General features: G+C 72.4%; 11 protein-coding genes. 8 read left to right on the top strand and 3 right to left on the bottom strand.

The window, feature by feature from the left end:
* Complete coding sequence (locus ABT127_RS31445) at positions 1-1623, bottom strand: carboxyl transferase domain-containing protein (protein ID WP_351457420.1); 1623 nt, start codon at positions 1621-1623, stop codon at positions 1-3.
* Positions 1624-1716: 93 nt separating this feature from the next.
* Here ABT127_RS31445 and ABT127_RS31440 point away from each other — a divergent pair, with 93 nt between their 5' ends.
* From ABT127_RS31440 to ABT127_RS31425, 4 genes are all read left to right on the top strand, one after another.
* Complete coding sequence (locus tag ABT127_RS31440) at positions 1717-2316, top strand: SACE_7040 family transcriptional regulator (protein ID WP_351457417.1); 600 nt, start codon at positions 1717-1719, stop codon at positions 2314-2316.
* An 82-nt stretch (positions 2317-2398) separates the two neighbouring features.
* On the top strand, positions 2399-3556 hold the full coding sequence (locus ABT127_RS31435; protein ID WP_351457414.1) for an acyl-CoA dehydrogenase family protein: 1158 nt from the start codon (positions 2399-2401) through the stop codon (positions 3554-3556).
* Positions 3557-3591: 35 nt separating this feature from the next.
* Positions 3592-4461: an acyl-CoA thioesterase gene (locus ABT127_RS31430; protein ID WP_111664738.1), complete on the top strand. Its 870-nt coding sequence runs from the start codon at positions 3592-3594 to the stop codon at positions 4459-4461.
* Positions 4462-4481: 20 nt separating this feature from the next.
* Positions 4482-5480, top strand: a complete 999-nt coding sequence (locus ABT127_RS31425; RefSeq protein WP_502971813.1) for a cation diffusion facilitator family transporter — start codon at positions 4482-4484, stop codon at positions 5478-5480.
* 96 nt (positions 5481-5576) lie between these two features.
* Here the strand turns inward: ABT127_RS31425 and ABT127_RS31420 are convergent, their stop codons facing one another.
* Positions 5577-6380 carry a phosphatase gene (locus tag ABT127_RS31420; RefSeq protein ID WP_351457412.1) on the bottom strand — a complete coding sequence of 268 codons (804 nt, stop codon included), beginning with the start codon at positions 6378-6380 and terminating at the stop codon, positions 5577-5579.
* Positions 6381-6508: 128 nt separating this feature from the next.
* Between ABT127_RS31420 and ABT127_RS31415 the strand changes: the two genes are divergently transcribed.
* Both ABT127_RS31415 and ABT127_RS31410 read left to right on the top strand, forming a co-directional pair.
* Positions 6509-7495, top strand: a complete 987-nt coding sequence (locus tag ABT127_RS31415) for a DMT family transporter (RefSeq protein ID WP_351457409.1) — start codon at positions 6509-6511, stop codon at positions 7493-7495.
* A 147-nt stretch (positions 7496-7642) separates the two neighbouring features.
* Positions 7643-8491 (top strand): nitrilase-related carbon-nitrogen hydrolase, encoded by an 849-nt coding sequence (locus tag ABT127_RS31410; RefSeq protein WP_351457406.1) that lies wholly within the window; start codon positions 7643-7645, stop codon positions 8489-8491.
* 273 nt (positions 8492-8764) lie between these two features.
* Here the strand turns inward: ABT127_RS31410 and ABT127_RS31405 are convergent, their stop codons facing one another.
* The gene (locus tag ABT127_RS31405; protein WP_351457403.1) at positions 8765-10219 is read right to left on the bottom strand and encodes a PucR family transcriptional regulator ligand-binding domain-containing protein; all 1455 of its coding nucleotides are present in this window, start codon (positions 10217-10219) and stop codon (positions 8765-8767) included.
* 188 nt (positions 10220-10407) lie between these two features.
* Between ABT127_RS31405 and ABT127_RS31400 the strand changes: the two genes are divergently transcribed.
* A complete protein-coding gene (locus ABT127_RS31400; RefSeq protein WP_351457400.1) occupies positions 10408-11898 on the top strand; it encodes a sodium:solute symporter family protein in 1491 nt (496 codons plus the stop codon).
* Between the two features lie 26 nt (positions 11899-11924).
* The gene (gene speB / locus ABT127_RS31395; protein ID WP_351457397.1) at positions 11925-12920 is read left to right on the top strand and encodes an agmatinase; all 996 of its coding nucleotides are present in this window, start codon (positions 11925-11927) and stop codon (positions 12918-12920) included.
* Positions 12921-12928 lie beyond the last annotated feature (8 nt).

The following is a 12928-nucleotide window of genomic DNA, read 5'->3' as shown; positions in this document are numbered from 1 at the left end:
TCACATCCGGAAGACGCCGAAGCCGCCGGACTTCTCCGGAAGCGGCGCGTGGGCGCAGGCGGTCAGCGCCAGGCCGAGGACCTGGCGGGTCTCCATGGGGTCGATCACGCCGTCGTCCCAGAGCCGGGCCGTGGCGTAGTAGGCGCTCCCCTGGGTGTCGTACTGGGCGCGGACCGGGGCCTTGAACGCCTCTTCCTCGTCCGCGGGCCACTCCTCGCCCCGCGCCTCCAACTGGTCGCGCTTGACGGTCGCGAGGACCGAGGCGGCCTGCTCGCCGCCCATGACGCTGATCTTCGCGCCGGGCCACATCCACAGGAAGCGGGGCGAGTACGCGCGGCCGCACATCGAGTAGTTCCCCGCGCCGTACGAGCCGCCGATCACCACCGTCAGCTTCGGGACGCGCGCGCAGGCCACCGCCGTGACCATCTTGGCGCCGTGCTTGGCGATCCCGCCCGCCTCGTAGTCCTTGCCGACCATGAAGCCCGAGATGTTCTGCAGGAACACCAGCGGGATGCCGCGCTGGTCGCACAGCTCGATGAAGTGGGCGCCCTTCTGGGCGGATTCGGCGAACAGGATGCCGTTGTTGGCGACGATGCCGACCGGGTGGCCGTGGATCCGGGCGAAGCCGGTGACCAGCGTCTGCCCGAACTCCGACTTGAACTCGGCGAACCGCGAGCCGTCCACGACCCGGGCGATGACCTCACGGACGTCGTACGGCGTGCGCGAGTCGACCGGGACCGCGCCGTACAGCCCGGCCGGGTCCACCTTGGGCTCGACCGCCGCCGTCACCGACCACGGCAGCGGGCCGCGCTCCGGCAGCGTGGAGACGATCGTGCGGACGATGCGCAGCGCGTGCGCGTCGTCCTCGGCGAGGTGGTCGGTGACGCCCGAGACGCGCGAGTGGACCTCGCCGCCGCCCAGCTCCTCGGCCGTGACGACCTCGCCCGTGGCGGCCTTCACCAGCGGCGGGCCGCCGAGGAAGATCGTGCCCTGATTGCGGACGATCACCGCTTCGTCGCTCATCGCCGGGACGTACGCGCCGCCCGCGGTGCACGAGCCGAGCACCGCCGCGATCTGCGGGATGCCCGCCCCGGACATCCGCGCCTGGTTGTAGAAGATCCGGCCGAAGTGCTCGCGGTCCGGAAAGACCTCGTCCTGCATCGGCAGGAAGGCGCCGCCGGAGTCCACCAGATAGACGCACGGCAGCCGGTTCTCCAGCGCGACCTCCTGGGCGCGCAGGTGCTTCTTCACCGTCATCGGGTAGTACGTGCCGCCCTTGACGGTCGCGTCATTGGCGACGATCACGCAGGCGCGGCCCGACACCCGGCCGATGCCGGCGATCACTCCGGCGGCCGGCGCCTGGTCCCCGTACATCCCGTCGGCCGCGAGCGGGGCCAGCTCCAGGAACGGGGAGCCCGGGTCGAGCAGGGTGTCCACGCGGTCGCGCGGCAGCAGCTTGCCGCGTGCGGTGTGCCGGGCCCGGGAGCGCTCACCGCCGCCGAGCCGCGCGGCCGTCAGCTTCTCGCGCAGCTCGGCCGCGAGCGCCCGGTGGGCCGCCTCATTGGCCCGCCAGGCCTCCGACGCGGGATCCGCCGCGCTCGTCAGCTCAGGTGCCTCCTGCATCCTGCGGTCCCCTCACCACGTCACGACGTTAATGACCGTTAACCTCTCGCCTTCAGGTTAACGGTCGCTAACCGCGCTGTCTAGAATTGACGCATGGTCTCCAGAGCCACCAGAACCGATGCCCCCACCCGTCGCGAGCAGATCCTCAAAGAGGCGGCCCGGCTCTTCGCCGAGCGCGGGTTCCACGGCGTCGGGGTCGACGAGATAGGCGCCGCGGTGGGCATCAGCGGGCCCGGCCTCTACCGCCACTTCGCCGGCAAGGACGCGATGCTCGCCGAGCTGCTCGTCGGCATCAGCGGGCAGTTGCTCACCGGTGGCCGGCGCCGGGTCGCCGAGGCCGAGCACGGCCCGGAGGCGCTGCTCGACTCGCTCATCGAGGGCCACATCGACTTCGCCCTCGACGACCGGGACCTGATCACGCTGCACGACCGGGAGCTGGACCGCCTGCGCGACACCGACCGCAAGCTGGTGCGCTCGCTGCAGCGCCAGTACGTGGAGCTGTGGGTCGAGGTCGTCCGCAAGGTCTGCCCCGATCTCGTGGAGCCGCAGGCCCGGGTGGCCGTGCACGCGGTCTTCGGGCTGCTGAACTCCACGCCGCACCTGTCCCGGCCGGGTCCGCTGCCCGGGCGGGAGGCCACGGCGCGGATGTTGCACAAGCTGGCGCGCGGGGCCTTCGCGGCTGCCGCAGAGTGATGTGTATCTCTGGACGCTCCGGTGACCGGCCGGTAACGTTGTTCTGAGCAAGCGCTTAGTCGTCGTAGAGGGAGAGTTCTCCGTGCGCCGTACCGTTTTTGATGAGGACCACGAGGCGTTCCGGGAGACCCTGCGCGCCTTCGTCGAGGCCGAGGTCGTCCCCCACTACGACGCGTGGTTCCAGGAGGGCATCGTCCCGCGCGAGCTGTACACCAAGCTCGCCGACCTGGGTCTCTTCGGCATCAACGTCCCCGAGGAGTTCGGCGGCGCGGGCCTGGAGACGCACAAGTTCGAGGCCATCCAGTACGAGGAGACCGCGCGCGCGGGCGTCACGTTCGGCGGCTCGGGCGTCCACGTCCTGCTCGCGCTTCCCTACATCAAGATGCTCGGCACCGACGAGCAGAAGAAGCGCTACCTGGAGAAGTTCGTCACCGCCGAGGAGATGTGGGCCCTCGCGATGACCGAGCCGGGCACCGGCTCCGACCTCGCCGGCATGAAGACCACGGCGAAGCTCTCCGAGGACGGCACGCACTACGTCCTCAACGGCTCGAAGACCTTCATCACCGGCGGCGTGCACGCCGACCGCGTCATCGTCTGCGCCCGCACTGCCGCGCCGACCGCCGAGGACCGCCGCTTCGGCATCTCCCTCTTCGCCGTCGACACCAAGCTCGAGGGCTACTCGATCGGCCGCAAGCTGGACAAGCTGGGCCTGCGCACCTCCGACACCGCCGAGCTGGCGTTCGTCGACGTGAAGGTGCCCGTCGAGGACCTGCTGGGCGAGGAGAACAAGGGCTTCTACTACCTCGGCCAGAACCTCCCCTCCGAGCGCTGGGGCATCGCCTACGGCGCGTACGCGCAGGCCAAGGCCGCCGTCGCGTTCGCCAAGCAGTACGTGCAGGACCGCACCGTCTTCGGCAAGCCGGTCGCGTCCTTCCAGAACACCAAGTTCGAGCTGGCCGCCTGCCAGGCCGAGGTGGACGCCGCCGAGGCCGTCGCCGACCGCGCCCTGGAGGCCCTCGACGCCGGTGAGCTGACGGCCGCCGAGGCCGCTTCGGCCAAGCTGTTCAACACCGAGGTCGCGCACCGCGTCATCGACCGCTGCCTCCAGCTGCACGGCGGCTACGGGTTCATGAACGAGTACCCGATCGCCCGCCTGTACGCGGACAACCGCGTCAACCGCATCTACGGCGGCACCAGCGAGGTCATGAAGATGATCATCGCGAAGAACATGGGCCTGTAACCCACAGGATCCGGACGTCGCATACAACTGAGCGCATGAACAAGGCACTTCAGTCCCTCCTCGATCTGCTCGACCTGGAGCGGATCGAGGAGGACATCTTCCGGGGCCAGTCCCGGTCCGCCGTCGTCCCCCGGGTCTTCGGCGGACAGGTGGCGGCCCAGGCGCTGGTCGCGGCCGGGCGCACCGTCCCGGCCGACCGGCACGCCCACTCCCTGCACGCGTACTTCCTCGTCGCGGGCGACCCGGGCGCGCCCATCGTCTACACCGTCGACCGGATCAGGGACGGCCGCTCCTTCACCACCCGCCGGGTCGTCGCGATCCAGCACGGGCAGCCGATCTTCCACCTCTCCGCGTCCTTCCAGACGTACGAGGACGGCCTGGAGCACCAGGCCGACATGCCGCCCGCGCCCGACCCCGCGTCGCTGCCGACCGCCGCCGAGATGCTGCCGCGCTACGCCGACGTCCTCGGCGCCGACCGCGTCCGGCGGATGCTCGAAGCGCGCGAGGCCGTCGACCTGCGGTACGCGGACGCGCCGCCGTTCGCCTTCGTCGGCGAGCCGCAGCAGCCGCGCTCGCAGGTCTGGTTCCGCACCGACGGCAAGCTGGCGGACGACCCGCTGCTGCACGTCTGCCTGGCCACCTACGTCTCCGACATGACCCTCCTCGACTCCGTGCTGCTCGCGCACGGCCGCGGCGGCTGGGCCGTCGGCGACGTCGTCGGGGCCTCCCTCGACCACGCCATGTGGTTCCACCGGCCCTTCCGTGCCGACGAATGGCTCCTCTACGACCAGCAGTCGCCCTCCGCGTCCGGCGGCCGGGGCCTCGGCCAGGCCCGCATCTACACCCAGGACGGCCGGCTCGCGATCACCGTGATCCAGGAAGGCGTGGTTCGCGTTCCCCGCTGATCGGACATAAGGTCCCGTACGTGGATGAACGGGACGGAAGTGCGGTGGCGGACGGGTACGACGACGCGGAGCAGGACGGCGGGGAGAGCGTCTTCACGGTGCTCGTCGCCGCGGCGGCGAACCTCGGCATCGCGCTCGCCAAGGTCGTCGCCGGGCTCATCAGCGGATCCAGCGCGATGCTGTCGGAGGCCGCGCACTCGTTCGCGGACACCGTCACCGAACTGATGCTGCTCACCGCCCTGAAGCGCGGCGCCAAGCCCGCCGACGAGGACCACCCGCTGGGCCACGGCGGCGAACGGTACGTCTGGGCGCTGCTCGCCGCCGTCGCCACGTTCGTCGGCGGCGCCGTCTTCTCCCTCTACGACGGCATCCACACGCTGATCGCCGGTGAGGAGCTGGGCGACCCGCTGGTCTCGTACATCGTCCTGGCCGTCGCCTTCGTCCTGGAGGGCTTCTCGCTGCGCACCGCCGTCAAGCAGGCGCGGGGGGAGGCCGCCCGGTACAAGGCGCCCGTCGGTACGTATCTGAAGCACACGCCCGACACCGCCGTGAAGGCCGTCGTCATGGAGGACAGCGCCGCCCTCGCCGGTCTGCTGCTGGCCGCCGGCGGCCTGCTGGGCGGGCAGTTGACCGGGTCCGGGGTGTGGGACGGGATCGCTTCGCTGTGCATCGGGGCGCTGCTGCTGTGGGTCGCGTGGGTGCTGGGGCGGTCCAATGCGGCGTTGCTGGTGGGGCGGCCGTTGCCGCGGCCGATGCGCGACGAGATCCGTGCGCTGCTGGTCGGCAGCGAGCACGTCGAGAGCGTGCTGGAGCTGACGACGCTGGTGCAGGGGCCCCGGGAGGCGCTGGTCGCCGCCAAGGTCGATTTCCGGGACGCGTCGACCGCTGCCCAGATCGAGTGGGCCTGTGAGGATGCCGCCCGGCGGTTGCAGGAGCGGTTCCCTTCGGTGCGCCGGGTGTACCTGGACCCGACGCCCGGGTTCGCCCAGCGCCGTGAGGCGGGGCTGGAGCCCTGGTAGCGCCGCGTTCGCGGGTGCGCCACCGTCGTGGCTGGTCGCGCGGTTCCCCGCGCCCCTGAGACGAGCTCCGCTCGTCCAGGGGCGCCGAGGGGCCGGTCAGTCGAGAAGGCCCGCCGCGTTCAGCAAATAGGCCGTCATCGGGTCGTAGTGACGGGGGCTCGTGACGTGGTCGTCCAAGGGGACCGTCACCTGCATCGTGCCCTCGGCCTCGCCGACGAACAGCGCGGGGTCGTTGCAGTCCGCGTAACCGACGGAGTCGAGCCCGCGCTGGGCCGCGCACCCCGCCCAGCCGTGGTCGGCGACGACCAGATCGGGCAGCGGGCGGCCCTCGCGCTCCAGGCCGTCCAGGATGCGCGTCATCGGGTCGGGGGAGTGCGTGTGCCACAGCGTCGCCCCGCGCTCCAGCATCGCCACGTCCGCGAACTGGAAGACCATGCCCTCCTCGGTGGCCAGCCCCTCGGGGATCACCACGATCTCGCAGCCGGCCGCGCGCAGAGCGGCGGCCGTCGCCCGGTGCACGTCGAGCAGCCCGCCCGGGTGCCCGGTCGCGAACAGCACGCGCTGGCGGTCCTCGGCCGCCTTGCGCAGCCGGGCCGCCATCCGCTCCAGGGCGTCGACCGTCAGCTCCGGGTCGATGGTGTCCTGGCCGTAGCGGTGCTCCGCGTCGTCGACGACACCGCAGCGCTCGGCCATCACCGACAGCACGTCCTGCTCGTCGGTCCAGCGGTCGCCGAGTTCCAGGCCCAGCCAGAAGTGCCGGTCGCCGTTCGCGAGCTTGCGGTAGTGGGAGAGGTTGTTCTCGCGGGGCGTGGCCACGTCGCCCGCGATGCGGGTGCGGACGAGGTGGTCGATCAGGGCGGCGCGGGTCGGACTGTCGGTGGGAATCCCGGGTATCGGCATGGCTCCCATTGTGCCGGGGCATGCCAGGGGGTGCTGATCGGTTCCGCGGAGTGGGACCGGCGCCACTGCCGCTCCGGTCCTCGATATTCCGGTGCTCCCCGCACGGTTTTCTCCGTACGCTCCCCCGTATGACCTCATCGGACCCGCGTCCCGCCGCCCCCGGACCGCTCACCGTCGGCGCCGTCTGTTTCACGGTGCTCGCCTGGGCCTCCGCCTTCGTCTCCATCCGCAGCGCGGGCGCCGCCTACTCGCCGGGATCCCTGGCCCTGGGGCGGCTGCTCGCCGGGTCGGTGGTGCTGGTCGCGCTGGTGCTGATCCGCCGTGAAGGGCTGCCGCCGCGCGGCGCCTGGCGCGGGATCGTGATCTCGGGCGTCGTCTGGTTCGGCGGCTACATGGTGGCGCTGAACTGGGGCGAGCGGCTCGTCGACGCCGGGACCGCCGCGCTGCTGGTGAACGTCGGGCCGATCCTGATGGCGCTGCTCGCCGCCCGGCTGCTCGGCGAGGGACTGCCGCCGCGGCTGCTCGCCGGGATGCTCGTCTCGTTCGCGGGGGCCGTCGTGGTCGGCCTGTCGATGTCGGCCGGGTCCTCGGGCTCCGGGGACGTCGAGGGCAGCTCCGGGGAGCTGATCGGGGGCGTCGTGCTGTGCCTGCTGGCCGCCGTGGCGTACGCGGTCGGTGTCGTCTCCCAGAAGCCCGCCCTGTCGTACGGCTCCCCGCTCCAGGTCACCGCGTTCGCCTGTCTCATCGGTACGGCGGTCTGCCTGCCCTTCTCCGGACAGCTGGTCTCGGAGGCGTCCAGGGCCCCGATGTCCGCGACGCTCAACATGGTCTACCTCGGCGTCGTGCCCACCGCGCTCGCCTTCACCACCTGGACCTACGCCCTGGCCCGCACGCCCGCCGGGAAGATGGGCGCGACGACGTACGCCGTGCCCGCCATCGTGGTCCTGCTCAGCTGGCTGTTCCTGGACGAGGTGCCCGGCTGGCTGACGCTGCTCGGCGGCGTGCTCTGCCTGGCCGGCGTCGCGGTCTCCCGGTCGCGGGCCCGGGCGCGGGCCGCCGTCCGGGAGCCGGAGATCGTCCCCGGTCCCGAGCGGCAGGAGAACGCGGACTGCTGATCTGCGGTCTCCTCCTACGCCGTGTCCAGGTGCGGGAGGGGCATTTGGACGGATGGGCGGAGACGGGGCGCGGGGGCGCGGGTTAGGGTCCAGCCGTCACCAGGCGTGCGCCCGCGCGCCCCGTACGGCGAGAGGAAAGGCTCCGCGATGAACGACTCCACGGAGCGGGACGGCCGGCCGATGACCACCGTGGCCTGCGCCCAGCTCGCCCTCGGGGTCGGCGACGTCGCCGAGAACCTGGCCGCCGCCGAGGAGGCGATCGAGGCCGCCGCCCGCGCCGGGGCCCGGGTGGTCGTCCTGCCCGAACTCGCCAACAGCGGCTACGTCTTCGACTCCGTCGCCGAGGCGCGTGCCCTCGCCGAGCCGCTGGACGGGCCGACCGTCACCGCCTGGTCGGCGGCCGCCCGGCGGCACGGCGTCACCCTGGTCGCGGGGCTCGCCGAGCTGGACGCCGACGACCGCGTCCGCAACTCGGCCGTCGTCGTCGACCCGGCCGGCGAGCTGCGCGCCGTCTACCGCAAGGTCCACCTCTTCGGCACCGAGAAGGACTTCTTCGTCCCCGGTGACGAGGCGCCGCCGACCGTCGACATCGACGGGGTCGGGCGGATCGGTGTCATGGTCTGCTACGACCTGGAGTTCCCCGAGTGGGTGCGGCGGGCGGCCCTCGCCGGTACCGAGCTGTTGTGCGCGCCCGTGAACTGGCCGCTGTTCCCGCGGCCCGAGGGGGAGCGGCCCGCCGAGGTCACCAAGGCGCAGGCGGCTGCCGCCGGGAACCGGATGTACGTTGCCGTGGCCGATCGGGCCGGGGACGAGCGCGGGGTCGTCTGGACGGGTGGCTCGGTGATCGTCGATCCCGACGGCTTCCCGGTCGCCGGGCGGGTGCCGACGGCGGGGTCGGCGTTGTTGCTCGCCTCCTGTGATCTCGGAGCGGCCCGGGACAAGTCCCTGGGCGCCCACAACGACGTCTTCGGCGACCGCCGCCCCGAGCTGTATTGAGGCCGGGCCGTGCCGCCGTTCCGTTCGTCCGCGGCCCGGTGGGGGCTGGTCGCGCAGTTCCCCGCGCCCCTGAGGCAGGCGCTGCGCGCCGCCTCCCCTGAGGCTGCGGCTCCGCCGCGCCTCTGTTGATGAGATGGCGCACGAAGTGCGCATCTCAGGGGCGCGGGGAACTGCGCGAGAAGCGGCCACCGGCCCGCGGACGAAAGACAACTCAGGGGCGCGGGGAACTGCGCGGCCAGCCACGACGCACCCGCGCCCGAGGACGGGACCGCCTCACGGCAGATCCCGTAGGGCGAACCACAGCTCCATGCGGACGTCCGGGTCGTCCAGGTCCGCCGAGATCAGCACCCCGCACTTGGCGATGCGCTGCCGCACCGTGTTCCGGTGGACCCCGAGGGCGTTCGCCGTGCGGTCCCAGCTTCCGTGCAGGGAGAGCCAGGTGCGCAGGGTCCGCCGCAGTTCGGGACGGTCGGCCAGCGCGGTCAGGGCGGGCGGCGGGATGTCGTCGCGGTGCCGGACCAGCGGAGTGCGCAGGGCCCGGGCGCGGGCCAGGGCATGGGCCGCCTGAGCGGACGCGCTGCGCAGCTGACCGGGGCCGGCCGGCGCCGAGACGCCCAGGGCCCAGCCGTCGTGCGCGGTGACGTCCAGGTCGGCCGGGACGAGCGCGCGGAGCAGGGAGTCGGCGGCGTCGACCAGCGGGGTGCCGAGCGCCGGCACCGGCCGGGTGCCCTGCGCCTGCGCGTGCACCACCCGCCAGCGGCCCGGCGCGCCGAGCAGCTCGGCGGCGTCCCGCGGATCCTCGCCGAGCAGCAGCCGGACCAGCGCCGCGGAGCGCCGGACGTCCCCCGTCGACCGGTGCTCGCCCTGCAGCAGCGAGAGCAGGACGACCGCGACCCCCGCGACGGTGTGGTCGCCGGGCGCCCGCGCCGCGGTGGCGAGCCCGAGCGCCCGGCCGCCGGAACCGCCGAGCGCGTACGCCGACAGCTGCACGCCGTCCACCTCGTCCGAGGCGGACGCGGGCGTCGGGAAGAGCCGGGTCGTCCCGGGCAGCACCACCCGCACCAGGTCGGCCAGAGCCGTCTCCGCCGCCTCGGACGGCGGGGTTCCGGCGCGCTGCGGTTCGGTGCCCTCCGGGCCGACCAGCACCGCGAACCCGCCTGTGCGCTGGGCGAGTTGACGCAGGACGGCCGGGACCGGATCGGGCCGGGCGGCCGCGGTGGCGAGCCCCTGCTGCGCCTCGGTGACCCGGCGCAGTTCGAGATGGCGCACCGCCGTCATCAGGTCCCACAGGGTGCGGCCGACCGCGCTGAACGTCGTCTCCTCCGGCACCTCCACCAGCGCCAGCCGGTGCCGCTCGCACGCCGCGACCAGACCGGACGGCACCGTGTCGTGCACCGGCGCCACGCCGAACCCCAGGGCCGCGGCGCCCGCCGCGACGATCCGCTCCACGTAGCCGTCGTAGTAGGCGTCGGTCCCCGTCGCCTCCGGCGCGTGCACGCCCGCCGTCAGCAGCAGCTCGCCGCCCAGCAGATACGGGTACGGGTCCGACAGCTCCGAGGTGTGGGCCGAGTGCACCGGAACCGCGTCGGCCGGCGGCCCCGCGAGCTGCCGCAGGCCCAGCTCGGTACGGGCCAGCAGGGCGCTCAGCTGCACGGTGGGCAGCGGGGGCACGGCGGGCAGCGACGGCACGACGGGCGTACGGCGGTCGGGTGCCGACGGGGAGGACATGGTGTGCGTTTCCTCTGGTTCGTACGCGATCAGTAGAGGAAACGTACACTTCAGCGACGCTTTCCAGCCACCTAAGGTCGTGCCGACCGGTGAGTACGGGTACGGGCGGATGTCCCCGTGACGAGATCCGGGTCTGTTTCCCCGCACCGCACGACACGCCACCGAAGTGTGTGAAGGAGGGCTGCCCCATGGCCGTCGACTACATCGTGATCGTCCTCTACCTGGCCGGCATGCTGGCCATGGGCTGGTGGGGCATGCGCCGCGCCAAGTCCAAGAGTGACTTCCTGGTCGCCGGCCGGCGCCTGGGTCCGGCCATGTACTCCGGCACGATGGCCGCCGTCGTCCTCGGCGGCGCCTCCACCATCGGCGGCGTCGGCCTCGGCTACCAGTACGGCCTGTCGGGCGCCTGGATGGTCTTCACCATCGGCCTCGGCATCCTCGCCCTGTCGCTGTTCTTCTCGGCGCGCATCGCCCGCCTGAAGGTCTACACCGTCTCGGAGATGCTCGACCTGCGCTACGGCGGCAGCGCCGGGATGATCTCCGGCATCGTGATGTGGGCGTACACGCTGATGCTGGTGGTCACCTCCACGATCGCGTACGCCACGATCTTCGACGTGCTCTTCGACGTGCCGCGCTGGCTGGCGATCGTGATCGGCGGCTCCATCGTCGTCGCCTACTCGACGCTCGGCGGCATGTGGTCCATCACCATCACCGACATGGTGCAGTTCGTCGTCAAGACGATCGGCGTGCTGCTGATCCTGCTGCCGGTGGCCGTCGTGAAGGCGGGCGGCTTCAGCGAGATGAAGGCCGCGCTGCCCACCTCGTACTTCGACCCGCTGGGCATCGGCGGCGAGACGATCTTCACGTACGTGCTGATCTACACGTTCGGCATGCTCATCGGCCAGGACATCTGGCAGCGCGTGTTCACCGCCCGCAACGACAAGGTGGCCCGCTGGGGCGGCACCGTCTCCGGTGTCTACTGCCTGCTCTACGCGATCGGCGGCGCCGTCATCGGCACCGCGGCCAAGGTCATCTACCCGAAGGGCCTGGGCCAGGCCGACGAGGCGTTCGCCCAGATCGTCAAGGACGAGCTGCCCGTCGGCATCCGCGGCCTGGTCCTCGCCGCCGCGCTCGCCGCCGTCATGTCGACGTCGTCCGGCGCCCTGATCGCCTGCGCCACCGTCGCCAACAACGACATCTGGAAGCGGCTGCGCGGCATCAGGCCCGACACCGCGTCCGGAGCCGAGGGCGCCGAGCACGACGAGGTCAAGGGCAACCGGATCTTCATCCTGGTCCTCGGCGTCGTCGCGATCATCACCTCGATCATCCTCAACAACGTCGTCGAGGCGCTGACCGTCGCCTACAACCTGCTCGTCGCCGGCCTCCTCGTGCCGATCCTCGGCGGGCTGATCTGGAAGCGCGGCACCGGCACCGGCGCCCTCGCCTCCGTCGTCGTCGGCGGTCTCTCCGTCATCGGCCTGATGATGAAGTTCGGGATCCTCGCCAACGAGCCCGTCTACTACGGCCTGTCGGCGTCCCTCGTCGTCTACGTCGTCGTCTCCCTGGCCACCCGGCCGACCGACGCCGCCGTCCTCGCCCACTGGCGCGAGCGGCTCGCCGGACGCGGCACCGCCGAGTCCGCGTCCGAGCCCGCCGCCCCCGTGGCCGCCGCCCAGTAACCCCGCAGGAAAGAAGGCACCCGCGCATGAACCCCAACGAGACGCCCCGCGTGCAGGCCGACCCCAACGGTCCGGTCGGTCCCGTCGACTCCTCGCTCGTCCCGCGCTACGCGGGCCCGGCGACCTTCGCGCGCCTCCCGCGCCTGGACGAGGTCGGCACCGCGGACGTCGCGGTCGTCGGCGTGCCCTTCGACACCGGTGTCTCCTACCGGCCGGGCGCCCGCTTCGGCGGCAACGCGATCCGCGAGGCGTCCCGGCTCCTGCGCCCCTACAACCCGGCGCAGGACGCGTCCCCGTTCGCCCTCGCGCAGGTCGTGGACGCCGGTGACGTCGCCGCGAACCCGTTCAACATCAACGAGGCCGTCGAGACGATCGAGGCCGCCGCCGACGGCATCCTCGGCTCCGGCGCCCGCATGATGACGCTCGGCGGCGACCACACCATCGCGCTGCCGCTGCTCCGCTCGGTCGCCAAGAAGCACGGCCCGGTCGCGCTGCTCCACTTCGACGCGCACCTCGACACCTGGGACACGTACTTCGGCGCCGAGTACACGCACGGCACCCCGTTCCGCCGCGCCGTCGAGGAGGGCATCCTCGACACCTCGGCCCTCTCCCACGTCGGCACCCGCGGCCCGCTCTACGGCAAGAGCGACCTCACCGACGACGAGAAGCTCGGCTTCGGCATCGTCACCTCCGCCGACGTCTACCGGCGCGGCGCCGACGAGGTCGCCGACCAGCTGCGCCAGCGCATCGGCGACCGGCCGCTGTACATCTCCATCGACATCGACTGCCTCGACCCGGCCCACGCCCCCGGCACGGGCACCCCGGAGGCGGGCGGCATGACCTCCCGCGAGCTCCTGGAGATCCTGCGCGGTCTGGCATCGTGCAACCTGGTGTCGGCGGACGTCGTCGAGGTGGCCCCCGCCTACGACCACGCCGAGATCACGGCCGTCGCCGCCTCGCACACCGCGTACGAGCTGACGACGATCATGGCGCGGCAGATCGCGGCGTCCCGCACGGCCTGACCGCACCA

Source organism: Streptomyces sp. NPDC001904, assembly GCF_040297005.1.
Classification (GTDB): Bacteria; Actinomycetota; Actinomycetes; order Streptomycetales; family Streptomycetaceae; genus Streptomyces.
Note: the sequence above shows the minus strand (reverse complement) of the source record. Positions and strands in the feature narration are given on the sequence as shown.